The organism is Amazonocrinis nigriterrae CENA67 (assembly GCF_016056305.1).
Classification (GTDB): domain Bacteria; phylum Cyanobacteriota; class Cyanobacteriia; order Cyanobacteriales; family Nostocaceae; genus Amazonocrinis; species Amazonocrinis nigriterrae.
The window spans coordinates 12456-36758 of record NZ_JAECZC010000048.1; the positions used below are offsets into that span (position 1 = coordinate 12456).

The following is a 24303-nucleotide window of genomic DNA, read 5'->3' on the forward strand; positions in this document are numbered from 1 at the left end:
TAGCAATGGTTGCAAACTGGAGTTGCATACTGCCATCAACAGTATCTGGGATGAGTAAACAATGATCGACGACAATAAACAGGTAAACAATACAAGCCAGCAATTGGGTGAACCAACAGAGGTAAAGCAAGTAATTATGAGCGACTCCCCAACGCAAATAAACTCCAACGAATCTGGCAGCGAAGTTACTGAGCAAGTGGCAGCCCCAAAGAATGTATCGGGAGATACGACACTTACACCAGAAAATGGCGTCGCTGCACCTGAAAAGGCAGAAGTAGAAACAGCAGCTTTGGCAGCATTGACTCAACAAGTTGAGTTACTTAAAGCCCAACTAGAAGAACGTAGTACTCAATACATGCGGATTGCGGCAGATTTTGAGAATTACCGCAAACGCACCAGCAAAGAAAAAGAAGAACTAGACGCGCAAGTGAAGCGGAACACAATTCTGGAGTTACTGCCAGTGGTGGATAATTTTGAACGGGCGCGATCGCACCTGAAGCCGCAAACTGAAGGTGAGATGACTATCCACAAAAGTTATCAAGGCGTTTACAAACAATTAGTAGATTCCTTGAAGCGTTTAGGCGTATCACCAATGCGTCCTGAAGGTCAAGAATTTGATCCTAATCTCCATGAAGCAGTAATGCGGGAACCTACGGATGAACATCCGGAAGGAACAGTGTTAGAAGAGTTAGTACGCGGATATTATTTGGGCGATCGCGTGCTGCGCCATGCCATGGTCAAGGTGGCTGCTCCTAAGGAAGACACACCACCTGTACCGGAAGATCAGTCGAGTCCAACTGACAGTTAAGCTGTAGTTGCTCGCCTGATTCACCAAAAGTGCCTAGGTTCTAGCAAGGGCGAGCATCGCATATCTTCACAAAAATAGGGCTGTTGACGTTTTGCCGGACTTTAACAGCCCGTATTTTGATAGTAGCTAGTATGCGAAAAGCAGTTCTCTAACAATTAGCCTACCCTAGGGCAACAACGAAGTTTTTCTACTGTTCGCCACAGCAGATTCACTTTAGTTGCCGTACGCTTTAGCCCATACAAAAAAGATAACCCGCGAAACATCACGGCATTAGCACTCAGTAAAAATACTGTACGTATGGGAAAAGTTATTGGGATCGACTTAGGCACGACTAACAGTTGCGTCGCAGTTTTGGAAGGTGGTCAACCGATTGTGATCGCTAGTTCTGAAGGTGGACGAACCACTCCTAGTATTGTGGGATTTGGCAAGGGTGGCGATCGCTTGGTTGGTCAGCTGGCAAAGCGCCAAGCCGTAACTAATGCTGAGAACACAATCTACAGTATCAAGCGATTCATCGGTCGTCGCTGGGAAGATACTGACACCGAACGCGATCGTGTACCCTATAGCTGTGTCAAAGGTAGAGATGAGACTGTTGATGTCCACATTCGTGGACGTAACTACACACCCCAAGAAATATCGGCGATGATCCTGCAAAAACTCAAACAGGATGCTGAAAATTTCTTAGGTGAAACTGTTAGCCAGGCAGTAATTACCGTACCAGCATATTTCACAGACGCCCAAAGACAAGCAACTAAAGATGCTGGTACCATTGCAGGGTTAGAAGTCTTACGGATCATCAACGAACCAACTGCTGCTGCTTTAGCCTTCGGGTTGGATAAGCAAGACCAAGAGCAACTGATTTTAGTCTTTGACTTGGGAGGCGGTACTTTCGACGTATCCATCCTGCAACTAGGGGATGGAGTTTTTGAAGTTAAGGCAACTTGTGGTAATAACCAACTGGGTGGAGATGACTTTGATAACTGTATCGTTCGTTGGATGATTGAACGCTTCCAGCAAGAAGAGAAAATTGACCTTTCCCTAGATAAAATGGCACTGCAACGCCTGCGGGAAGCTGCGGAAAAGGCAAAAATTGAACTTTCCAACATGGCGAATACCTCCATTAACCTGCCGTTTATCACTGCCGATGAAACAGGCCCCAAGCACATGGAGATGGAACTCAGCCGCTCGAAATTTGAGGAACTGGCAGGACACTTAATCGAAGCTACCATTGAACCAATGATCCAGGCGCTGAAAGACGCGGATCTCAAACCACAAGATATAGACAGGATTATTTTAGTAGGTGGCTCTACTCGCATTCCCGCAGTTCAAAACGCCTTGATCAAGTTTTTCAATGGCAAAGCACCGGATCGCTCTGTCAATCCTGACGAAGCTGTAGCCCTAGGAGCTGCTATTCAAGCGGGAGTCCTAGGTGGCGAAGTTGATAATCTCCTTTTATTGGATGTCACGCCCTTGTCGTTAGGAATTGAAACTTTGGGAGAAGTGTTCACTAAAATCATTGAACGCAACACCACAATTCCTACCAGCAAGTCTCAAGTGTTTTCCACAGCAATTGATGGACAAACCTCAGTGGAAATTCACGTCCTCCAAGGTGAACGGGCAATGGCAAGGGATAATAAGAGTCTCGGCAAGTTCCTCTTGGCAGGAATTCCCCCAGCCCCTCGTGGCGTACCGCAAATCGAAGTATCTTTTGAAATCGATGTTAATGGTATTCTCAAGGTTGCTGCTCAAGATAAAGGCACGGGTAGGGAGCAAAGTATCCGCATTACTAACACCGGTGGCTTGAGTGCCAGTGAAGTAGAACGAATGCGGCAAGAGGCAGAAGTTTTTGCTGAAGAAGACAAAAAACGTAAAGAATTGGTTGAACTCAAAAACCAAGCTGATAATCTTTTGTCCAGCTATGAATCCACCATCAAGGATAATGGCAACTTGATTGGCGATCAGATCAAAGCCCTAGCCCAGGAAAAAGTTGCACAGCTCCAAGTTGTCAGGAATAATCCTGATATTTCTCTCCAAGAATTTCGACAGAACTTGGATGATTTCCAACAAACTCTGTTTGCCATTGGTGCTGATGTTTACAACAGAGCTAATGATCAAAACGGTGATCAAGGTGAAGAAGTTTCCGATAGTTCCTTGCCGTCAGACTTAGAGCATCCCATGAATGGAACCCTCATACCACAATTCAATTTTGATTTTGATGACGAAAGCACTGCACAGGTTGATTACGAGGCGATAGATTAGGAATTGGGCATTGGGAATTGGGAATTGGGCATTGGGAATTGGGAATTGGGAAAGATTTCCCCACTCCCTACTCCCCACTCCCTACTCCCCAGTACCCAAGTTTGCTAAATTGTAGAAGCAGATTGTCGTGGGCTAAACAGTGTCCAATACAAATACATGCAAATGCATATGGGGGGTTTTCCACACCTGATGGTGCGGCTAGCCCCTCTGGTTTATAAGTGGGGTTTTAGCATCCTACGTAGCACAATTGTAAAAGAGACAAGCTCAGGCGGTGAAAAATCCAAACGTCTATTTACTTTGCTCCTAGATTCGCTAGCTTTTTTCGGCTTCTACGAAGAAAGCATCTGTTGGTTAAAACTTATTAGTGATTTTTGTAAAGGCTAAAAGGTAAAATCAATTATTAATAAAAATTAACTTTTGCCTTCTATCTAGCCTCCGGCAAGCTGTCCTCCGAAACATACTGTCTTGTGAGAATTTCTCACTTTGTATGCGGAACCCCTTTGTGTAGGGTAGCAAGTATCCTTGGTGTCTACTACCCTACCCTGTGGTAACGCTGGAGAGCGAAAAAATGACGCTTAATTGCGTCAAAGATTGCCAGTCACTCATGGGAAAACCACGTTAATTGACGGCAGTCCGCTCAAGTCGGGAAACGCGCCCACACGGCTATTTCCTCTACTTGAGTAAGTGGCATCCCAAGACCCCCCTGGCTCACATAAGTGCCTTCTTCCTTCTAACTTTTACCTTTGTTATATGGCCCGCGACTACTACGAAATTCTGGGTGTCTCTCGTGACGCCGACAAAGAAGAAATTAAACAAGCCTATCGCCGTTTAGCCCGGAAGTATCACCCAGATGTCAACAAAGAACCGGGAGCGGAAGAACGCTTTAAGGAAATTAACCGCGCTTATGAAATACTTTCTGAGCCGGAAACCAGAGAGCGTTACAACCGTTTTGGTGAAGCAGGTGTCTCAGGTGGTGCTGGCGTCGGCTTTCAAGATATGGGTGACATGGGTGGCTTTGCCGATATCTTTGAAAGTATTTTCAGCGGCTTTGCTGGTGGCGGCGTCGGTGGTCAAACGCAAAGACGGCGCAGCGGCCCGGTACGCGGCGATGACTTACGGCTAGACCTGAAGTTAGATTTTCGAGAAGCAGTATTTGGTGGTGAAAAAGAAATTCGGATTTCACATTTAGAAACTTGTGAAGTCTGTAGCGGATCTGGCGCTAAACCAGGAACTCGCCCTCGCACTTGTGCAACTTGTAGCGGTTCGGGTCAAGTACGTCGTGTCACCAGAACGCCTTTTGGTAGCTTTACTCAAGTCTCGACTTGTCCCACCTGTAATGGTACAGGAATGGTAATTGAAGACAAATGTGAGTCTTGTGATGGTAAAGGTACAAATCAAGTCACCAAGAAACTGAAAATTACCATTCCAGCCGGGGTAGACAATGGTACGCGGTTGCGGATATCCCAAGAAGGAGATGCAGGTCAACGTGGTGGCCCTCCTGGGGATTTATACGTCTACTTGTTTGTGAATGAAGATGAAGAATTTCAACGGGATGGTATTAACGTTCTCTCAGAAATTAAAATAAGCTACTTACAAGCGGTTTTAGGTTGCCGTTTGGAAGTGGATACTGTAGATGGGCCAGTAGAATTAATTATTCCAGCGGGAACCCAACCAAATACGGTGATGAAGTTAGAAAATCGCGGTGTACCTCGCTTAGGAAATCCCGTGAGTCGGGGCGATCATCTGCTGACGGTGTTAATTGATATTCCTACTAAGGTGACCCCAGAGGAGAGAGAGTTGTTAGAAAAGCTAGCTAAAATTAAGGGAGACCGCACTGGTAAAGGTGGTCTAGAAGGATTCTTGGGTAATCTGTTTAAGTGATGAGTCTATCTTCCCTATCAACTCCCGATGCTCAACTAGATTTGCGCGGCACTCCTTGCCCGATTAATTTTGTACGGACAAAACTACGTCTGGAACAAATGCCACCAGGAAGTTTACTGGAAGTCTGGCTAGATGCTGGAGAGCCAATAGAGCAGGTACCTGATAGCCTGATAATGGCAGGTTATCAGGTAGAAAAAATTACAGACTGCGCTGGCTATTTTTCTTTGTTAATCCGCCGTCCTGCGATCGCCTAATGAAAGGGGAAGTTGATTATACTACTGAAGAGTTACTCGGTACGGTAGTAGCTGTACAAGCTAATTTTTACAAAGTACAGCTAGTTCAAGAGTATGGAAAGATGAGGGAGATGAGGGAGATGAGGGAGATAAGGGAGATGAGGGGGCAAAATCCTCCTCATCTTCCTCATCCTCCCCATCCCCCTATCCTTCTGTGTACTCGCAGAACACGGTTAAAAAAAATTGGACAACAGGTGATGGTGGGCGATCGCGTGGTGGTAGAAGAGCCAGATTGGGCTGGAGGGCGAGGAGCGATCGCTGATGTTCTCCCCCGTGAAACTCAGCTAGACCGCCCGCCAATCGCCAATACTAACCAAATCCTGTTGGTATTTGCTGTTGCTGACCCACCTTTAGAACCTTATCAACTCAGTCGATTTTTAGTGAAAGCTGAGTCTACTGATTTGGATGTAATTTTGTACCTCAATAAAAGCGATTTAGTCTCACCACAGGAACAACAACAAATTAGCGATCGCCTTTTGGCTTGGGGTTATCAACCGCTTTTTATCAGTGTCCAAAATCAAATAAATATTGACCAAGTAGCCAAATATCTCAACAACAAAATTACTGTGATTGCTGGGCCTTCCGGGGTGGGGAAATCTAGCCTGATTAATGCGCTGATTCCCAATGCCAACCTGCGAGTGGGGGAAGTTTCCGGCAAATTAGCTCGTGGTCGCCACACTACGCGCCATGTAGAATTATTTGAATTGCCAGGTGGTGGTTTACTGGCAGATACTCCCGGTTTTAATCAGCCTGACCTGGATTGCGCCCCAGAAGAATTAGTATATTATTTTCCAGAGGCTAGAAAGCGGTTAGTAGATGCTAGTTGTCGGTTCAGCGATTGTCTGCATCGAGATGAACCTGATTGTGTAGTGCGGGGAGACTGGGAGCGTTATCAACATTATTTGGAGTTTTTAGACGAAGCGATCGCCCGTCAAACTCAGCTTAATCAACAAGCCGATCCAGAATCTACCCTGAAGCTCAAAACTAAAGGCAAAGGGCAGAGTCAATACGAACCCAAACTTGAAAGTAAAAAATATCGTCGTGTTTCCCGACGGACTCAACTGCAAGCTTTACAAGATTTGTATAAGGACGAAGAATAGGGAATGGGTAATGGGTGATGGGTGATGGGTAATGGGTAATGGGTAATGGGTGATGGGTGATGGGTAATGGGTGATGGGTAAAGTAAAATCCAATCCCCAATTACCAATCCCCAATCCCCAGTACCCAATCCCCAGATATAGAATTGATTGTGAAAAAATTCCTAAACACTATAACAATTACGATTAAGTCTTAAAATATTGTTAATTTCTGCCACACTCCTCGACCTTCAACTCACAAGTACCACCCCAGAATTATTATGGCTATTGGCTACGTTGCGCTCGTACTCCATGCACATCTGCCCTTCGTCCGTCACCCAGAAAGTGATTATGTGCTGGAGGAAGAATGGCTCTATGAAGCTATCACTGAAACATACATTCCTTTATTAAAAGTATTTGAAGGCTTAAAGCGAGACGGCATCGACTTTAAAATCACGATGAGTATGACACCTCCTTTAGTGTCGATGCTCCGTGATCCGCTGCTGCAAGAACGCTATGACGCCCACTTAGCCAAATTAGAAGAACTTACAGAACTGGAAGTCGAGCATAATGCCCACAACGGTCATATTCGTTATTTAGCGGAACATTATGCTACTGAGTTTAATGAAGCACGTCAGATATGGGAAAGCTACCAAGGTGATTTGGTAACGGCTTTTAAGCAGTTCCAAGACACCAATAATCTGGAAATTATTACTTGCGGTGCTACCCACGGCTACTTACCGCTGATGAAAATGTATCCACAAGCTGTGTGGGCACAAATTCAAGTAGCTTGCGAACACTACGAGCAAACCTTTGGACAACCACCCAGAGGCATTTGGTTACCAGAATGCGCTTACTATGAAGGTTTAGAGCGGATGCTGGCGGATGCTGGGTTGCGCTACTTCCTCACTGATGGGCACGGAATCCTTTACGCCCGCCCTCGTCCACGCTTTGGTACTTATGCCCCAATTTTTACAGAAACAGGTGTTGCTGCTTTTGGTCGAGATCATGAATCTTCTCAGCAGGTGTGGTCTTCTGAAGTAGGCTATCCTGGCGCACCAGAATATCGGGAATTTTACAAAGATTTGGGCTGGGAAGCAGAATATGAGTATATCAAGCCCTACATCATGCCCAATGGTCAACGTAAAAATACGGGGATTAAGTATCACAAAATTACAGGGCGTGGTTTAGGACTTGCTGATAAGGCACTCTACGATCCTTATTGGGCAAGGGAAAAGGCAGCAGAACATGCTGCTAACTTTATGTATAATCGTGAGCGGCAATCTGAACACTTGTATGGTATAATGCAGCGTCGGCCGATTATTGTTTCGCCCTACGATGCAGAGTTATTCGGGCATTGGTGGTATGAAGGCCCTTGGTTTATTGATTACCTGTTCCGCAAATCATGGTATGACCAAGGAACTTATACAATGACCCATTTGGCTGATTATTTACGGGCAGAACCTACACAGCAAGTCTGCCATCCTTCTCAATCGAGTTGGGGTTACAAAGGTTTCCATGAGTATTGGTTGAATGAAACCAATGCTTGGATTTACCCACATTTGCACAAAGCCGCAGAACGCATGATTGAGATATCAACGCGGGAACCAGAGGATGAATTGCAGTTGCGATCGCTTAACCAAGCGGCGCGAGAATTACTGTTGGCGCAATCTTCTGACTGGGCGTTTATTATGCGGACAGGCACAATGGTACCTTATGCTGTTCGACGGACGCGATCGCACTTGATGCGTTTTAACAAGCTCTACGAAGACATTAAAATCGGTAAAGTCGATAGCGGCTGGCTAGAAAAAGTTGAATTGATGGATAATATCTTCCCCGAAATCAACTATCGGGTGTACCGTCCGTTGTAGTTGTAGGGTGGGCAATGCCCACCTGATATTTTAAAACTTAGGCATAAGTTATGGAATAACGAACCACTCCAGGCGCGGAGAACACAGTGAGACAGCGCTGCGGGAGGGTTTCCCTCCGCAGGCGACTGCGTTAGCGCAGCGTTAGCGAGCTTGCGAGCGTCACCCGAAGGGAGAAGTAAGAGTTTGAGAAATATTTGGCGTAAGTTCTATATTAGGAGTGAGGAGCATTTATTTTACCAACAACAGAGCAAGCCTTAAGCTGTGTACGGGTTTGTCAAATGTTGTCAAATCTATACAAAGACATCCGTTTATTTCGATTTGATGACAGAACAGGGGAAGTTTATATCCTTGCTGCGGATGAACTTCAAATTATTGTGTATCCCAATGGCGAATGGGAGTTTGTCAATGAACCCGAATTATGAGCAAATGAGTTTTACAGAATTAAGAGCTTATGTCATCGAAAACCGCGAAGATATTGAAGCTCTACGTTTTCTGATGAGTAAACGTGATCCTAACTCTCCAAAGTATCCCACTCCTTTAACAGAAGCCGATATGCAAGCACAGATGGAAATTATCAGGCGTAAGCTTAATGGTGAACTTTGAAGTGATTGTCTATTTCTGGATATTAAGCTCATACCCCCAAAAGCAAAACCCCCAGTAACGCTACTGGGGGTTATTTTTATCGACATGCTAGTAACCAGTTATTGGGGCAGAGTGCGGCTAGCATAAGCATCCATAGCATAGGCAGGAGTGCGATCGCTATAATCTATGTCTCTACCAGTAATGGACTTAGCCAATTTTTCAAAGGAATCAGAACGCCAGTTGCGCTCGTGGATAGGCTTGCTTTGCTCTCCCAGAAAGTAAGCTAGAGAACCTAAAACTGAAACAGCTACCCAACCTACAACTAATAATGCAATTAAGATAGTCATTGCAAACCTCGGTTTTAATTTTTATAACTTTATGTAAATAAATTTAACGTTTTTGCACTAAAACTTGCAAATCATCAGAAGGTGTGCATACCGATGGCATAGGTAGGGTATTCCACACTCAAGACAATTGAGTGATGATAACTGATGACTGATGACCCCTTCGGGGTGACGCTCCTTCTCCCCTTGGGAGAAGGGTAACAGAGCTAACTAATCAGAATCCGATCGCCATGACTAGGCGGTTGAGAAATCACCAAAAATTCTAAATCACAGTCCCCTTCATTGAATATCTGGTGAGGAACATTAGGCGAAACTTCTACGCCTTGGTGTTGAGAAAGCACTTGCCGCAAACCATTAATTTCTAATGTTGCTTTTCCAGATAAAATAAAAAAAAATTGGCGCGATCGCAGGTGATAATGTCTGACTTCAAATGTTCCTGGTGGCATCAGTTCTTGAATTACACTCAAATGTGGTTGTTTAACAAGATACCAACCATGACAATTATTACCCCATAGATAATGCTCGGCAGTCTCTTTATTAATCATTAAATTTATACTTATATTTGAGCTATCTTCGCAGTGTCTAATCTATTTAATCTTCGTTATTATCACCAGAATCATCTAACTCACATTCTGCACGCAGGTCATTTATACTATCAGGCAACTCTCCATTTTCAACTTTTTTTGTAAAAAATTGATAGCAATCTTTTTTATCGCCTTCTTTTCGAGGATAACCTAACCAAAGAATAATAATAATTTTTTGTTCTCTAAACGCTCTAAAAAATAATCGATATCGTTCAGTTAGCCCCATTTTTTTGAGACGACCGTACTTTTGCAAAGGTTTTTGTAAAACAAAGTAAGAAGTAAAGGGGTCTTGAGTAATCTTTTCTTTAATGCCAATATTCAAGGCTTTTAATAACTTTGCATCGGGATGTTGAATAAATTCTTGTTTTGGTAAATCGTTTTTTAAAATCCGAACTCTATTACGCAATTCTACCCATTGCTCATTAAACAATGGGTAGAAAAAAATTTGCCATCCATTACAATTGAATGCAGTCATTGGTCTATAACTACATCAGTCAGTAAATCATCCATTTCATCACTCATTTCTTGGGTATAAGCAACAAGCTCAGATGGATTTTGTATAGCATCTTTAATTAAAAAGTCAAGAAAAAGGCTCATCATAATACTTTCAGCTTCATCAGCTTCATCAGCATTATCAGTTTCTAGGCGAACTAAAAATGTATTCTCAGATAATACTTCAATGTAGCCTGAAGCATTGGCTAAATGAGGGTAGTCCTTGGAGAATGCACGGGGTAAGCGAAAGCCGTCTTGGTTCCCAACTTTTGCATGAGTTATAGGATAAATTTTGTCAGCCATTAGAATATCTAGATTTTATGTTATAACTATTGTTATAACATAATATAAAAATAAAAAAAGACAGGCGTCGCGCCTGTCTTATTAAGTAATAATTTGACAGAGATTTTAGAAATTCATTTCAGCAGCTTGAACTTTTTCAACTTGCTTTTTCTTCAGTACTAGCATTACTTGAGCCAGCATTACCAAGGCGATGAATGCAATCAACCATTGAACTCTAGATGGGTCTTGCAATACAATTTCTCCATCGTCTTGACCGAAACCGCCGACGTTGGGGTTATTGGTCAAAGCATCACCAGATTTTACTGCTTGTCCTTCAGAAACAATCAATTCTGGGCCTAAAGGAATTGTATCGGTGACTACTTCACCAGATTCGGTTTTGATGCTCAGGACATATTTAACGTTACCGTCTTCATCTTCCTCTTTGCCAATCTTGGTGATAGTGCCAGTTGCAGAAGCGGTGTAAACTGTGTTGTTGCTCTTTTCACCAGTTGGATAAACTTGTCCGCGTCCGCGGTTTCCACCTACGTGAACTGCATATTTGCCAAAGTGGATGTTTTTGTCAGTTGCGGGGTTAGGAGAAAGAACTGGAAAGACGATTTCCTGATATTGTTCACCAGGTAGAGGCCCGACGATGACGACGTTTTCTTTGTCTTCTCTGTAGGTTTGGAAGTAAGTGTCGCCGATTTCTTCTTTGAGTTCTTCAGGAATGCGGTCTTCTGGTGCAATCTTGAAGCCTTCTGGCAACATCAGCACAGCACCTACGTTCAAGCCAGTTTTTGAACCATCAGCACCAACCTGCTGCACGCTGGTATCGTAGGGAATTTTCACTACAGCTTTAAATACAGTGTCAGGCAGCACTGATTGGGGAACTTCCACTTCTGTAGGTTTGGCTGCTAGGTGGCAGTTCGCACAAACAATCCGTCCGGTAGGTTCACGGGGAGTTTCAGGGTAGGTTGCCTGTGCCCAAAAAGGATAGGCAGCAGCAGCTTGGGGAAGAGCTAGATCGCTGGTGAAGAAAAATGTCACGGTAGCGATCGCTACGAGCAATGTTTTTACCATCGCCCTAGCACTGCGAGTTAACCTCGCTGTTGTAAAAGCATTACTCATCTCAATAAGGACAACGATTCTCTGATGAATTGGTCATTAGTCATTAGTCATTAGTCATTAGTCATTAGTCATTAGTCAATGGTCATTTGTAAAGAGTCATTAGTTAACTCTGGATAAAGGACAAACGACAAAGGACAAATAACCAAGGACAAAATTATTAAGCCCACCAAGGTGCTTCGCCTGTACGAAAATCGGTTTCAGTCCAAGGAGTTAAGACGATTTTGTCGTCGTTGACATTGGCATGGGCTAAAGCCAAAGACAGTGGTGCTGGCCCCCTAACAACCTTACCAGTTGCATCGTATTGGGAACCGTGACAAGGGCATTTAAACTTGTTTTCAGCCACATTCCAAGGTACAACACAACCTAAGTGAGTACAGATAGCGTTAATGCCGTAATCGGCAATTGCCTCTTTGCTTTCTACCACAATGTAGGTTGGGTCGCCCTTTAGTCCTTGAACTAGGGAGCGATCGCCTGGGTTGTGGCTTTCTAGAAATTTACTGACGCTGACATCGTTGCCTAGCTCGTCTTTTGCTGTTGTCCCACCACCAGCGCCACCGCTAGCAGGTGGAATAAAGTAATTGACAACGGGATACAATGCACCCAGGGCTACTCCAGTCACAGTCCCAAAAGTGAGCAGATTCATGAACTGACGACGCCCCATATCGGGCACGTCTGCTGATTCAGAAAATTGAGCCATAATCTACGCGCTTTTTGTGTATTTTGTTAAGCATTCTGACAAGAGTAGCAATACTTGATCAACTCCTGTCGAGTCGAAATGCTAACGCCTGTAACGATGCTAAACTTCTCTGTTCCAAGATTCTTTTAGCATCCTTTCTGTTAGCATTACATTTCTTTATATCCCTATCATACTTGAGTTACGGAACTTAACATCATAACTAAATGTAAAATCTAATCGAGAAAAGCTATGACAGGACAGGAATTACGCAAGCTATTACTTGACAAATGGGGATATTCATACGATGTGCAGTTTAGGCGTACACAAGGCAAGATATTTTTACAAATCATGTGGAAGTATCTAGAGCAAGCTTCTTTTCCCTTAAGTGAGGAGGAGTACCAAGCCCATCTTGACAGCGTTGCTAACTATCTTCATGCGTTGGGTGGGGCAGTCCAGGTACAAACATTTATTACACAAACGCGCGATCGCCCCCGACTCGGCAAAGCTGTCAGCATACCTTTAGACTTAGGTGAACGCTCTTCTGAATGGATATTATGACTTGCCTGTACTGAAGTTACGTTTAATGTGAATTAAGTGTTGAAATCCTTGCAATTTCGTTGGTCATTCCAAAACTATGATTTTGGGCAGTTATCAAAATCCTTACGGTATGAGAGGTTTTTTAATTCACATCAGGCGTAAGTAAACGTGAGTTCGACGGGAGCGAAAAAGGCAAAAAGCTTGCTATCTGCGGATTTGCATAACTGGGCTTGAGCAGCGCGATCGGACTCGATTGATGGAAAATCGGTAAAATAGTCACAAAAAAAGCCGAGACTTACGAATATCTAACAAAAATGAGGGTCTCGGTCATGTCTAAAATTTTATCTCGCCTGGACATTACACAAATTTTATGCGACGTAGATGATTTCTGTAAGCGATGGCAGAAGATCTGGGAACAAGTACCTCAGCTGCCATCAATGAGCGGTGAACGCCGTAGTAGCTCCAGGATGCACATGAGCGAGGTTATAACTATCGCCATCGCTTTTCATGGCTCAGGCTACCGGACATTTAAGGAGTTCTATAAGCTGCACGTACTGCTCTCGTTGGCATAGTGCATTTCCAAATTTAGTCAGCTACACGCGATTTGTCAAGTTGATGCCGTGGTGCTTGATGCTATTGTGTTGTTTTTTGCATACGCGCACAGTATAAATTACTGGGATTAGTTTTATTGATTCTACTTCCATCAACGTTAATATAAACAGCTGTTATTATTGTCTAGTAAGGGTTTCAAGCTTATTTACATACATATTTAGCATAATAAGTAATGAAGAGCCAAAATTTTTAACTTAGTTATTAAGTTTGTTAAGTTCCTTAATTTGGGTTGTATAAGTTGAGTGAAACTTGCAAACTAACTTCAGTAGGAGAACGCAACTATGAGTTAGTTTACGAAGTTTGTTTGCAGTCTAGCTATTGTCAAGGAAGAAGAACGCCTAGCATTGGCAGCATATGCTTCCACAAAGTAGCGATCGCTTTACTGTATTAGCAATCAGTACCGTATACCAATTGGTAGTTTAGATGAACTACTACAAGCTTATGTTGCACGACGCAATTTGAAAAATACTGTCCTCCATCGTTGTTTAAGTTGTTTTCGTCGTTAATTTTTGTGACTCAGGCTGCTGTTCTGAATCCTCTTCTATTACCCCAAGGTAGTTTTTACCGCTTGCATTGGTCGAGCTTCACTTTACAATATCATGTCTCTCAAATTATCCTCTCTACTGCCTGATTTTTGAATATCTAGGCTTAAAAACCCCCTACTCCCCAGCCCTGATCTAGTTTCAGTACTTTCCGTGAAAATTCAAAATAAATTTCCTGAACAGTATTAACTTCAAGTTCAACTGACACAGCAAAAATCAGCTTTTTTGCGTTTTCTTTGGTTGAAATCACAATTTTTTTACTGTTACAACCCTTATTTAGCAAAAGTTTCAGCCATCACAAGGCAGCTTGTATTAACTTTGCTACTTCGAGTATTTGTAAAGTAATGTAACGAAAAAATTAGTCTTGGCGTAAAACTCCAAACTAGAAATGAATAATCAATAGACTTACTAATTCAAGCCCAAAACACTTCATTTTTTGTACAAAGGTAAATACATATTCAGTTCTCTTTGGAACGCTTTAAGTGTATTTCATAATGAAATTTGGCACTGATTTGAGGCTAATTGAGTAGTTCAGTTAAAAACTCTGCAATAGACAAGCAGCTATTTCAACTGACAATAATACTTAGTGTCAGTTGTCGATAATAGCTTTCTATATGCATATAAATAGTAATAACCTTAAAGAGGAATAAAGATGAACGGTAAAACGGCTGTAATAATCCCCAACTCTAATCGAAATGTATCATTTTCACAGAAATGCTATATTGACCCCATTGTATTAAGTATTTTTCAAAGAATTCTACTAACAAATAATGGCACAATTACCGATTTGATCGAAATATATACAAGTGAATCAATTAAGGTGAAAAAGGTGTCAGAGAACATTATGACATTAAATGATAAACTTCAGCCAATGCAGCTTAATGAAGGTGCAAAAGTCCTGGAGCGAAAAATTCTCTTAAGAGGTGGTATTAGTGGACGCAATTATGTATATGCAGAGTCAATAATTGCTTTGGAAAGGCTTGATGAACAAATGAGAGAAAGTCTATTAAATACTCAAAAACCCATTGGTAAAATTTGGCTTGAAAACAAGGTTGAGATTTTCAAAGAAACTCTCGAAACAGGTAAAATACCTGCTCAAGAATTAGGACATTATTTTGATATCGATCCTAAAGAAAACCTACTATTTAGGACATATTGTGTGATTTCTCATGGGAATTACACTATGATGATTACTGAAAAATTCCCTGAGAACTATTTTACACGGCAGTTTTAAATAAGTAAATATTGAGGAGTTAAGATGTTATTTCAACTGTTTCAAAAAACGGTAGAAAAATTTCCTAAAAAAACAGCGATAGTTTATGACAAATTAAAGATTAGTTATCAAGAACTTGACACGAATGTTGAGAGATTGAGTCAAGGATTAAGCAATTTAGGAATAACAAAAGGTAACTGTATCGCTGTTGTTCTGCCAAACTGTCCAGAATTTGTCTTTAGCTTTTATGCCATCGGTCAGTTAAATGCTATTATTCTTCCCTTAAATCATCTGTTTAAAGAGGAAGAATTAAGCTACTGTATCGCGGATAGTCAGGTAAAAGCCATCATTACCGATTATAAGCGGCTAGAAATTTGTACTCAAGCAATCGCCAAACTGAATCAAGAGATTGAAATTATTGTTGTGGATCGTGTGGTTTCTGGGACACACTTCTTTTATGACTTAGTAACCAAAGAAACAACCAGTGTCACAAGGCAGTCAAATGAAGTTTTTAGAGGAAATTTCCTTTATCAGTATTCATCTGGTTCGACAGGAAAACCGAAGCGAATTTGCCGCACCCAAGACAACTTATATCATGAGGCCAAAAACTTTGCTCAAACAACTCAAATTTCTGCAAACGATAAAATTTTATGTGCTGTTCCTCTGTACCACTCACATGGGTTAGGTAATTGTTTACTAGCTGCTACTTGTAATGGTGCAACCCTCGTCATTCTTGAACCTGTTTTACAAAAAGATGGCACACCTGTTGAGGTTCCCTTTGTCTTCCGCCGTCCGAGAATTTTGGAATTGATCAAAACTGAAAAAATCACCATTTTTCCAGGTGTTCCCTATATCTTTAACACAATGGCCGAAACTCCTGCTGATCAAAGTTTTGATCTATCTAGCTTGAGATTGTGTTTTTCAGCTGGAAATTTCTTATCTGAGGAGATTTTTGACAAATTTTTAGCCCGCTTTAACCAGCCTATTAGACAGCTTTATGGCTGTACAGAAGCAGGGGCTGTTGCGATTAATTCAGATATATATCCTCTACAAACTTGGACTTCTGTTGGTTTCCCTTTAATGAATGTCGAAATCAAAATTATCGATGAATCAGAGAATGAACTACCAGATGGCATGATTGGAGAAATTATGATCAAAAGCTTGTCTCTAACCAGTGGTTATGTAAATCAGCCTGAATTGAATCAGCAATCTTTTAAAGACAGTTGTTTCTTAACAGGGGATTTAGGAAAAAAAGATCACACTGGACGGCTTTATGTAACCGGTAGAAAAAAACTCTTGATTGATACAGGTGGTCGCAAAGTTGATTCCCTCGAAATTGAGGAAATTCTGATGAAGCACCCCAAAATTCAAGAAGCAGTGGTTGTAGGGGTCAAAGGCGAATATGCAGGAGAACTCATTAAAGCAGTTCTAGTCAAGAAGCCACAAGAAACCTGTGACAATTCAGAAATTATTTCTTTCTGTAAAACGCAAATGGCAGAATTTAAAATTCCTAAAATTCTGGAATTCCGTTCAGAAATTCCTAAAAGTCCTTTAGGTAAGATTCTTAGAAAAGAATTAGTTTAGTCCGCAAACACTTAGACAAAGGTAGCAAAACAATGATCATGACTGCAAGCAACACTAAACAACAAATCATCAGCGTAATTTTAGAAATTATTCCTGATATAACTTCAGAGGATTTACAAGATCATGTGGATATTTTCAACTTGGGTCTTGATTCCATTAACGCCATGACTCTCGTTGCTAATCTACAAGATGTCTTTGATATTCAGCTAGAGCCTAATGAAATTAGTTTCGAGAATTTTCAAAACATTGTAACAATTGCGGCGATGGTCGAGCAAAAGAAAAGCTTTTGAGCTTCCTGGCCCTTGATTTAATCTTGTGGAAATGAAAATTTATGGTTGGTCAACTTGAACCTGTCTCGCAAAAAGAAGCCATCAGCCAGACTGCAAAACAAAACCTGTGGCAAGCCATCCAGACCGTTATCAGTTGGCAGAATCAAGCACCGCCATTGGTTCGGGTTTCTCGTCAAGAGTTTCTTCCACTCTCGTTTTCCCAAGAACGTCTGTGGTTCCTCCATCAGTTAGAATCCACCAAGGCCTCGGCTTATAACATTGCCCTTACTTTTCGGATTACTGGCTTTCTTAACCATCAGATTCTAGAAAAAAGCCTCAACGAAATTCTTTGCCGCCATGAAGCCTTGCGAACCACCTTTAGCTGGGTCGAAGGGAAACCCATTCAGTTGATTCATCCACCTGTTCCTTTACCCTTGACGGTGATTGATTTACAACAATTACCAGTAATGCAGCGGGAAGCTAAGGCAATGCAACAGGTGAAAGAAGATATTCAGCAACCTTTTGACTTGCAAGATGTACCTCTGATACGAGGGACTCTCATCCAGCTTGAGCGTGAAGAACATATCCTTTTGCTAACGGTTCATCATATCGCTGTTGATGCTTGGTCAAAAGGCGTTCTCTTTCAAGAATTAGCAGCCCTTTACGAAGCTTTCTCCCAAGGCTTATCTTCTCCACTACCTGAACTGCCTATTCAGTACGCAGATTTTGCCGCTTGGCAACGGCAATGGTTGCAGGGAGATTTCTTACAAATTCTATTGAATTATTGGAAACAGCAACTAGGCAGCAACCTGCAAGAATTACAGCTACCAATTGACCACCCTCGACCCGCCACGCCAACCTGTCGTAGTGCCTCACAAAAGGTGAAACTACCGAAGGCATTAAGCCAAGCCCTCAAAACCTTGAGCCGTCAGGAAAAAGTAACTTTATTCGTGACCCTGTTGGCAGCTTTCAACGTGCTATTGCATCGTTACACCGAGCAAGAACAACTCTTTGTTTGCAGTCCCACAGCTAACCGGACTCGCAAAGAGATCAAAGGGTTAATGGGTTACTTTGTCAACTTACTGATTTTAAAAACTGATCTTTCTGGTAATCCCACCTTTCGAGAGTTTTTAGGTCGAGTCAGTCAGGTGGCTTCAGGAGCCTATGCTTACCAAGATTTGCCTGTTCAGCAGTTGTTGCGATCGCTCAATTTGCTGCAAGCACCACTTTCTCAAGTGATGTTTGCTCTGCAAAATACGACGATCCATCAGCTAGAACTACCTGGTTTAACGGTGAAAAATCTTGATGTAGATACCGGAACAGCCGATTTTGACTTATATCTGTATCTCATCGAAGAAGCGGGAACCCTAACAGCGGTTTTCAAATACAACACCGATTTGTTTGAAGCGACAACAATTCAGCAGATGCTACAACATTTTCAGACGATTCTGGAAAACATTGTCACCAATCCTGAGCAGTCGCTTTCATCCTTGTTGCCGTTGACTGAAACTGAACAACAACAGTTACATCAAAAAAGAGCAAAGCAGGAAAATTCCCAACCGGAAAAAGTTTATATCGCTCCTCAAAATGCTGTGGAACTAAAACTAACTCAGCTTTGGAGTGAGGTGTTAAACATCCCATCAATTGGTGTAAAAGATAACTTCTTTGAGTTGGGTGGACAATCGTTACTAGGAATGACGTTGTTTGCTCGCATTGAAGAGACTTTCGGTCAAACTCTACCCCTGACAACCTTACTTCAAGCACCGACGGTAGAGCAGTTGGCAAAACTACTAAAACAAGAAGCCGCGGCATCTTGGTCTTCCTTAGTCCCTCTGCAACCAAACGGTCACAAACCGCCTTTCTTTTGTATCCATGGCCAACAAGGCAGTGTTTTAAACTTGCGGGGCTTGGCCCACTATCTTGGCTCTGAACAACCCTTTTATGGCTTACAGTCCCGGGGACTCGACGGCAAACAAGCTCCGCATTTTCGGATAGAAGATATGGCTGCCCACTACATCCAAGAAATCCGCACTATTCAGCCAGAAGGCCCTTATTTCCTGGGGGGTAACTCGATGGGGGGAATAGTTGCTTTTGAGATGGCGCAGCAACTTCAACAACAAGGTCAGACGGTTGCTGCATTGGTGATGTTTGATACTTTTGGTCGAGGCTGTTTTCCTCGGCTCTCATTCCGGCAACAGCACTACTGGCCTTATCTTTGGCAACTCGGTCTATCGAAATCGCTGTGGCAAGAAATCAGGGAACTGTTACAGCGACGACAAGTCATGATGAGTCAGCTTTATTTAAATTTAGGGCATTCTCTGAACCAGGCTGACTCAAGAGCATTAGTGGCAGAAGCTAACATGCAAGCCAAAAAAGGTTATACCCCAAAAGTTTATCCCGGTCGGGTGACACTGTTTCGAGCTAGTGAGCCATCTACTTTTAACAAGTTGTATTTACCGACTCCTGAAGACTGGTCGAGTAGAGATCCTCAACATGGTTGGAGTGGACTAGCCAGTACAGGATTACAAATTCATGATGTTCCCGGCGATCATTTTTCCCTGTTTCTAGAGCCTCATGTGCAAGTTTTAGCTGAAAAATTAAAAGCTTGCCTCAATCAAGCACAAACAAATTGTTAGTAATTATCCAAGATAAAGGTTTACTCCAATGACGAAGATTTATGATGTTGCCATTTGCGGTTCCGGTTTAGCAGGTTTAACTTTAGCACGCCAATTAAAGCTGAAAATGCCTGATATTTCCATTGTCATGTTAGACAGGCTAGCTCGTCCTCTTCCAGAAGCAGGTTTTAAAGTCGGGGAATCAACAGTTGAAGTAGGTGCTTTTTATCTGTCTCAAGTTCTCCAGCTAACGGATTACTTTGAAGCACATCACTTTCATAAACTGGGCTTTCGTTATTTTTTAGGTGATACAACTGGCCCATTTCATCAGCGCCCTGAGATTGGACTTTCAGAATTTCATCAGCCAAACTCTTATCAAGTTGATAGAGGTTTGCTAGAGAATGATTTACGTCAATTCAATGAAGAAGCAGGGATTGAGTTACTTGAAGGCTGTCTGATCAAAGATATCAAATTAGCTTCTGAATCAGAGCAATTACATGAAGTAATTTATACCCATGGTTCTGATAAAACCAATCGCACAATTCAAGCGCGTTGGATTGTTGACTCCACAGGTCGCCGTCGAATTTTGCAAAAGAAATTGAATTTATGTAAGCCCTTTGAAACCAACTTTAGTGCTGTATGGTTCCGCGTAGAAGGCCGTTTTGATGTTGATGATTTTGTGCCTCAGACCGAGAGAGAATGGCATGAGCGAGTTCCAAATCAAATCCGCTATTTTTCGACGAATCATTTGTGTGGTGAAGGCTATTGGGTTTGGATTATTCCTTTATCAACGGGATTTACCAGTCTGGGAATTGTTACCAATGAAGACGTTCATCCTTTTAGTACCTACCATACCTATGAAAAAGCATTTCAGTGGTTAGAAAAATATGAACCTGCCGTAGCTAACCAACTAAGAAAGCAACAACCTGTAGATTTCATGAAATTGCCTGAATATACTTACTCATCAGAGCAGATTTTTTCTAGCGATCGCTGGGCTTGTGTTGGCGTGGCTGGTGTATTTGCTGACCCCTTCTATTCTCCTGGTACTGATTTAATTGGTTTTGGTAATTCCTTGATTACCCAGATGGTTGAACTTGATCGTCAGGGTCAACTGACTCCCAAAATCGTCGATGAGGCCAATCGTTTTCTCATCTCATATAACGAAAGTGTAACGGCCAATATTCACGCTACCTATCTGTGTTTCGGTAATCAGACAGTGATGTCTATGAAATTCTTGTGGGATGTTTTATCGGCATGGGCTTTTAGTGCGCCGTTAATGTTCAATTCTCTGTTTCTTGAGCCAAGTAAAAGAGCCAAAGTTCGCAAAGGAACTGGACAATTTTTCCTCTTATCCAACCGGATGAGCCAATTTTTCCGTGATTGGATTGCCAAGTCCCAGCGACGCGCTTCCTTTGAGTTTATAGATTATTTGACAATTCCTTTTGTCAGTGAATTACGCACTCGCAATCTAAAGGCTGATAAAACCGAACAAGAGTTAATAGACGATCATATCGCCAGTATCGAACGATTTGAAGAATTCGTTCAAGTGATCTTCCGCTTTGCTATCGAAGATACAATGCCGGAGCAATTAGCCAAGTTTCCCCCAGATCTTTGGTTAAATGCCTGGGCAATTAGTTTAGACCCCGAACGCTGGGAAGCTGATGGACTATTCCGACCCACCACGCAACCGCGCGATTTGCGTCCAATGACCGAACAACTGCGTAAACAGATTCGATTTAATACTACCGTTAAAGAACTGGCTGCTGTTTAAGTCACAACTGAAGCGTTAGCGATATTCGCGTAGTGTCTCCCCTTCGGAGAAGAAGCCTCACCCCGAAGGGGTTAATAATCTAAAAAAGCTTGATTATTGATTGTGGATTGTTGACAATTCTAATTTATATTTAGTGTGCTATTTGCGTAAGTCCTAAAGATTTTTGACCCAGAATATTACCTCTACCACAACTATTTGTGAGACATTAAAACACCATTAATTTTGTCAATTAGTAATTTTGCTGGAAATTTATAAAAACTTAATGTATGCAGTTAACTTCATAAGTTAACTCTTGTACTAAACTGATAGGGCAATAATAAAATAGGTGTATCAAAATTTAGCCTAGACGCGTTCAACGAAGTCCTTCTCAAACAGTAGCAGTTTGCCCTTGGGCATCGCTTGCCTAAAAATTGTGTTTTCAACCCCGATTTCCAGCCTAATTATTGTTTCTTGACAAATAAAATATAGTCTTAACCTCTCACGAATAAACCCCAATCCAGAGGTAGGCAATACTCTAGTTACTAGACAGATCAACAGTCCTTCAAAAATGGTGAATTATGGTAAGTCTTAATGAGATTTTTGACCAACAATACTACCTTAACCACAACCCAGATGTAGCCAATGCTATAGCTAGCGGACAAGTAAGTAGTGCATTGGATCATTATGTCAAGTTCGGTCAATTTGAAGGACGTAGCCCCCGTTCTCTATTCAGTGACTTCTATGTCTTTGGTGATAGCTTTTCGGATACTGGCAATGTTTTTGCATTAACGAAAGGTATATTTCCCGACTTTCCTAATTATCAAGGACGTTTCTCTAATGGTAAAATTTGGATAGAAACTCTAGCTGAGAAACTGTCAATAACAGCAAATCCTGCTTACAATTTTGCAGTAGGGGGAGCATCAGCTGGAACACAGAATATTCTGAATTTTCTTGACCCGAATAATCCTGGCAAGCCTGTTCCTATCTCTTACGACCCATTACCAGGTATTCAGACAACTATCGATACTTTTGTAGCGCAGACATCAAGTGCAGACCCGAACGCACTTTACGTGATCTGGGGTGGAAGTAATGACTATGTGGGTTTTGCTTCAACCGATGTAGAGACGACGGTGCATAACTTGGAGACATCGATCAACAAGTTAGCTGCTATTGGAGCAAAAAATTTTCTGGTACCAAATCTGTTTGACTTGGGAACGCTGCCTCTAGCTCGACAGAGTTCTTCTGATGTCAAGGAGAGATTAACCAAGGTTAGTCAAGAACACAATCAGGCTTTGTCCGAGGCTTTGATTGGTCTGGAGCAATCGAAAAAGGTCAACATTATTAATCTTGATGTCTCTTCTCTGTTTGATGACATCATTGCCGAGCCGGCTAAATATGGCTTTAGCAATGTAACGGATGATTTCTTGACCTCTGGCACGACGAATCCAGATCCTTATCTGTTCTGGAACATCATTCATCCGACAACTCTTGGACATGACTTGATTGCTGACGAGGCTGCTAAAGCGATTACGTCAGTTCCAGAGGTGTTAGAGATCGTCCAAGCGACTCGATCTGTTCCTGAACCTGAGATATCACTTTTGGGCTATGTTTTAGTCTTTGGTCTGGCTGTAACAGTCTTGCGGAAACTGAAATATTGCTGAAATCAACAAAGAGGGTTTAAAGCATGAATGACGAAACAGCAATAAAAACATCTGTTTGTATTTTAGGGTCAGGCCCGGCGGGCATCGTACTAGGCAATATCTTGCTACAGAATGGCATTGATTGCATAGTAATTGATCGCTACAATCGAGAAGAAATTTACGCCAGAGGAAGAGCAGGCGCAATTGAAAGTACAACGATCGCTCTCCTCAAAAAACACGGATTAGCTGATACGATTCTGCTCAAAGGATATCCACACGATCGCTGTGAATTTCGTTATCCCGATGATAGCTTTGTCTTGGAATATGGTAAGCTCAGCGACGGTGATGTACATTACTTTTATCCCCAAAGTGATCTCAACGAAGATCTCATTCAAAAATATATCGATGCCGGTGGTCAAATTCTCTTTCACCATGAAGGAATTCAGCTCACTCAAACTGATGATAGGATTATAGTTGAGTGTGAAAACAAAGATACTAACACAACACTCAAGATTAACGCTGATTTTGTTGCTGGATGTGATGGTTATCACGGATTAGCCCGTCAATCCGTTCCTGCTAACGCTGCCAAGGTTTATACCAAGGAGTACGGCTATCGTTGGCTAGCTATTTTAGCCGCTGCTCCCCCTGCATCCTCCCATACGCTTTATGGTATACATCCTGAAGGCTTTGCTGCTTACATGCGACGTAATAGTCACATTTCTCGCTATTACTTGCAAATTTCTGCTGATGATCAATTGGCAGACTGGTCAGATCAACGGGTCTGGGCAAGCTTGCGTCAGCGGTTGGCTAAACCAGAATGGATACTAAAACAAGGCAAGATCATCCAAAAGCAAATTATGGTCTTACGCAACTATGTCATTGAACCGCTTCGTTATCAACGATTACTCCTGGCAGGTGATGCTGCTCACATCATCACGCCAATGGGTGGCAAAGGGTTAAACCTAGCGGTACAAGATGCAGCTGTGTTGGCAGAAACTTTAATTGGTTATTACCTGGAAAGCCATGAGCTTTCTTATTTGGATCGCTACTCAGAAATTCGTCTACCTTACATTTGGCGTGCCCAGGAATTTTCTTATAGTTTGTTAAACATGGTGCATTTACCTGAAGGAAGTAACCCTGAAGATGTGCGTTTTCTATATAAATTGAGTGCTTCCAAATTGGCGCAATTAAGAACTTCAATAACATTTGCTAAAAACTTTGCCCGTAACTACGTTGGTATTGTTTAATAATCAAATCAACTTCTT

At 42.2% G+C, this 24303-nt stretch carries 23 protein-coding genes and 1 pseudogene; 18 read left to right on the forward strand and 6 right to left on the reverse strand.

What is annotated here, in order from left to right; translation table 11 throughout:
- Positions 1–61 precede the first annotated feature (61 nt).
- The 8 genes from grpE to I8748_RS20840 all read left to right on the forward strand — a co-directional run bounded on the left by grpE (position 62) and on the right by I8748_RS20840 (position 8791).
- A complete protein-coding gene (gene grpE, locus I8748_RS20805) occupies positions 62–808 on the forward strand; it encodes a nucleotide exchange factor GrpE (RefSeq protein WP_198126462.1) in 747 nt (248 codons plus the stop codon).
- 297 nt (positions 809–1105) lie between these two features.
- Positions 1106–3067: a molecular chaperone DnaK gene (dnaK, locus tag I8748_RS20810; RefSeq protein ID WP_198126463.1), complete on the forward strand. Its 1962-nt coding sequence runs from the start codon at positions 1106–1108 to the stop codon at positions 3065–3067.
- 750 nt (positions 3068–3817) lie between these two features.
- Positions 3818–4948: a molecular chaperone DnaJ gene (gene dnaJ / locus I8748_RS20815; protein ID WP_198126464.1), complete on the forward strand. Its 1131-nt coding sequence runs from the start codon at positions 3818–3820 to the stop codon at positions 4946–4948.
- Complete coding sequence (locus I8748_RS20820) at positions 4948–5202, forward strand: sulfurtransferase TusA family protein (protein ID WP_198126465.1); 255 nt, start codon at positions 4948–4950, stop codon at positions 5200–5202. Before dnaJ ends, I8748_RS20820 begins: the two co-directional genes overlap by 1 nt.
- Positions 5202–6341, forward strand: a complete 1140-nt coding sequence (rsgA, locus tag I8748_RS20825; RefSeq protein WP_198126466.1) for a small ribosomal subunit biogenesis GTPase RsgA — start codon at positions 5202–5204, stop codon at positions 6339–6341. The genes I8748_RS20820 and rsgA overlap by 1 nt, the downstream gene beginning before the upstream one ends.
- 257 nt (positions 6342–6598) lie before the next feature.
- Positions 6599–8188, forward strand: coding sequence for a glycoside hydrolase family 57 protein (locus I8748_RS20830; protein WP_198126467.1), 1590 nt, complete (start codon positions 6599–6601; stop codon positions 8186–8188).
- Positions 8189–8418: 230 nt separating this feature from the next.
- On the forward strand, positions 8419–8610 hold the full coding sequence (locus I8748_RS20835) for a DUF6888 family protein (RefSeq protein WP_404800341.1): 192 nt from the start codon (positions 8419–8421) through the stop codon (positions 8608–8610).
- Positions 8594–8791, forward strand: coding sequence for a DUF6887 family protein (locus tag I8748_RS20840; RefSeq protein ID WP_198126469.1), 198 nt, complete (start codon positions 8594–8596; stop codon positions 8789–8791). Before I8748_RS20835 ends, I8748_RS20840 begins: the two co-directional genes overlap by 17 nt.
- A gap of 98 nt (positions 8792–8889) precedes the next feature.
- On the opposite strand, the gene I8748_RS20845 is transcribed toward I8748_RS20840, so the two are convergent.
- The 6 genes from I8748_RS20845 to petC form a co-directional block, all read right to left on the reverse strand.
- A complete protein-coding gene (locus tag I8748_RS20845; protein ID WP_198126470.1) occupies positions 8890–9117 on the reverse strand; it encodes a photosystem II protein, Psb35-related in 228 nt (75 codons plus the stop codon).
- A gap of 203 nt (positions 9118–9320) precedes the next feature.
- Complete coding sequence (locus tag I8748_RS20850; RefSeq protein ID WP_198126471.1) at positions 9321–9659, reverse strand: cupin domain-containing protein; 339 nt, start codon at positions 9657–9659, stop codon at positions 9321–9323.
- Between the two features lie 46 nt (positions 9660–9705).
- A complete protein-coding gene (locus I8748_RS20855) occupies positions 9706–10173 on the reverse strand; it encodes a type II toxin-antitoxin system YhaV family toxin (RefSeq protein WP_198126472.1) in 468 nt (155 codons plus the stop codon).
- The gene (locus I8748_RS20860) at positions 10170–10493 is read right to left on the reverse strand and encodes a hypothetical protein (protein WP_198126473.1); all 324 of its coding nucleotides are present in this window, start codon (positions 10491–10493) and stop codon (positions 10170–10172) included. The genes I8748_RS20855 and I8748_RS20860 overlap by 4 nt, the downstream gene beginning before the upstream one ends.
- A gap of 105 nt (positions 10494–10598) precedes the next feature.
- Complete coding sequence (gene petA / locus I8748_RS20865; protein WP_198126474.1) at positions 10599–11600, reverse strand: cytochrome f; 1002 nt, start codon at positions 11598–11600, stop codon at positions 10599–10601.
- 157 nt (positions 11601–11757) lie between these two features.
- Positions 11758–12297, reverse strand: a complete 540-nt coding sequence (gene petC, locus I8748_RS20870) for a cytochrome b6-f complex iron-sulfur subunit (protein ID WP_198126475.1) — start codon at positions 12295–12297, stop codon at positions 11758–11760.
- Between the two features lie 228 nt (positions 12298–12525).
- Here petC and I8748_RS20875 point away from each other — a divergent pair, with 228 nt between their 5' ends.
- The 10 genes and pseudogenes from I8748_RS20875 to I8748_RS20915 all read left to right on the forward strand — a co-directional run bounded on the left by I8748_RS20875 (position 12526) and on the right by I8748_RS20915 (position 24285).
- Positions 12526–12834 carry a DUF3067 family protein gene (locus tag I8748_RS20875; protein WP_096557315.1) on the forward strand — a complete coding sequence of 103 codons (309 nt, stop codon included), beginning with the start codon at positions 12526–12528 and terminating at the stop codon, positions 12832–12834.
- Between the two features lie 308 nt (positions 12835–13142).
- Positions 13143–13572 (forward strand): annotated as a pseudogene (locus I8748_RS36480) (IS982 family transposase); the annotation flags it as partial.
- 91 nt (positions 13573–13663) lie between these two features.
- Entirely contained in the window at positions 13664–13816 is a 153-nt protein-coding gene (locus I8748_RS20880) for a hypothetical protein (protein WP_198126476.1), read from the forward strand.
- Positions 13817–14619: 803 nt separating this feature from the next.
- Positions 14620–15201 carry a chorismate--pyruvate lyase family protein gene (locus I8748_RS20885; RefSeq protein ID WP_198126477.1) on the forward strand — a complete coding sequence of 194 codons (582 nt, stop codon included), beginning with the start codon at positions 14620–14622 and terminating at the stop codon, positions 15199–15201.
- A gap of 24 nt (positions 15202–15225) precedes the next feature.
- Positions 15226–16764 carry a class I adenylate-forming enzyme family protein gene (locus I8748_RS20890; protein ID WP_198126478.1) on the forward strand — a complete coding sequence of 513 codons (1539 nt, stop codon included), beginning with the start codon at positions 15226–15228 and terminating at the stop codon, positions 16762–16764.
- A gap of 38 nt (positions 16765–16802) precedes the next feature.
- Positions 16803–17054 carry an acyl carrier protein gene (locus I8748_RS20895; protein WP_198126479.1) on the forward strand — a complete coding sequence of 84 codons (252 nt, stop codon included), beginning with the start codon at positions 16803–16805 and terminating at the stop codon, positions 17052–17054.
- Between the two features lie 41 nt (positions 17055–17095).
- A complete protein-coding gene (locus I8748_RS20900; protein ID WP_198126480.1) occupies positions 17096–19669 on the forward strand; it encodes a condensation domain-containing protein in 2574 nt (857 codons plus the stop codon).
- Between the two features lie 28 nt (positions 19670–19697).
- A complete protein-coding gene (locus I8748_RS20905; RefSeq protein ID WP_198126481.1) occupies positions 19698–21419 on the forward strand; it encodes an NAD(P)/FAD-dependent oxidoreductase in 1722 nt (573 codons plus the stop codon).
- 557 nt (positions 21420–21976) lie between these two features.
- A complete protein-coding gene (locus I8748_RS20910; RefSeq protein WP_198126482.1) occupies positions 21977–23059 on the forward strand; it encodes an SGNH/GDSL hydrolase family protein in 1083 nt (360 codons plus the stop codon).
- Positions 23060–23082: 23 nt separating this feature from the next.
- Positions 23083–24285: a 4-hydroxybenzoate 3-monooxygenase gene (locus tag I8748_RS20915; protein WP_198126483.1), complete on the forward strand. Its 1203-nt coding sequence runs from the start codon at positions 23083–23085 to the stop codon at positions 24283–24285.
- Positions 24286–24303 lie beyond the last annotated feature (18 nt).

Coding starts and splice junctions, on each gene's coding strand:
- dnaK (WP_198126463.1), top strand. CDS start 1,106: ATGGGAAAAGTTATTGGGATCGACTTAGGCACGACTAACAGTTGCGTC.
- dnaJ (WP_198126464.1), top strand. CDS start 3,818: ATGGCCCGCGACTACTACGAAATTCTGGGTGTCTCTCGTGACGCCGAC.
- petA (WP_198126474.1), bottom strand. CDS start 11,600: ATGAGTAATGCTTTTACAACAGCGAGGTTAACTCGCAGTGCTAGGGCG.
- I8748_RS20850 (WP_198126471.1), bottom strand. CDS start 9,659: ATGATTAATAAAGAGACTGCCGAGCATTATCTATGGGGTAATAATTGT.
- I8748_RS20890 (WP_198126478.1), top strand. CDS start 15,226: ATGTTATTTCAACTGTTTCAAAAAACGGTAGAAAAATTTCCTAAAAAA.
- grpE (WP_198126462.1), top strand. CDS start 62: ATGATCGACGACAATAAACAGGTAAACAATACAAGCCAGCAATTGGGT.
- I8748_RS20905 (WP_198126481.1), top strand. CDS start 19,698: ATGACGAAGATTTATGATGTTGCCATTTGCGGTTCCGGTTTAGCAGGT.
- I8748_RS20860 (WP_198126473.1), bottom strand. CDS start 10,493: ATGGCTGACAAAATTTATCCTATAACTCATGCAAAAGTTGGGAACCAA.
- I8748_RS20830 (WP_198126467.1), top strand. CDS start 6,599: ATGGCTATTGGCTACGTTGCGCTCGTACTCCATGCACATCTGCCCTTC.
- rsgA (WP_198126466.1), top strand. CDS start 5,202: ATGAAAGGGGAAGTTGATTATACTACTGAAGAGTTACTCGGTACGGTA.
- I8748_RS20895 (WP_198126479.1), top strand. CDS start 16,803: ATGACTGCAAGCAACACTAAACAACAAATCATCAGCGTAATTTTAGAA.
- I8748_RS20875 (WP_096557315.1), top strand. CDS start 12,526: ATGACAGGACAGGAATTACGCAAGCTATTACTTGACAAATGGGGATAT.
- I8748_RS20845 (WP_198126470.1), bottom strand. CDS start 9,117: ATGACTATCTTAATTGCATTATTAGTTGTAGGTTGGGTAGCTGTTTCA.
- I8748_RS20915 (WP_198126483.1), top strand. CDS start 23,083: ATGAATGACGAAACAGCAATAAAAACATCTGTTTGTATTTTAGGGTCA.
- I8748_RS20855 (WP_198126472.1), bottom strand. CDS start 10,173: ATGACTGCATTCAATTGTAATGGATGGCAAATTTTTTTCTACCCATTG.
- I8748_RS20820 (WP_198126465.1), top strand. CDS start 4,948: ATGAGTCTATCTTCCCTATCAACTCCCGATGCTCAACTAGATTTGCGC.
- I8748_RS20900 (WP_198126480.1), top strand. CDS start 17,096: ATGGTTGGTCAACTTGAACCTGTCTCGCAAAAAGAAGCCATCAGCCAG.
- I8748_RS20840 (WP_198126469.1), top strand. CDS start 8,594: ATGAACCCGAATTATGAGCAAATGAGTTTTACAGAATTAAGAGCTTAT.
- petC (WP_198126475.1), bottom strand. CDS start 12,297: ATGGCTCAATTTTCTGAATCAGCAGACGTGCCCGATATGGGGCGTCGT.
- I8748_RS20885 (WP_198126477.1), top strand. CDS start 14,620: ATGAACGGTAAAACGGCTGTAATAATCCCCAACTCTAATCGAAATGTA.
- I8748_RS20910 (WP_198126482.1), top strand. CDS start 21,977: ATGGTAAGTCTTAATGAGATTTTTGACCAACAATACTACCTTAACCAC.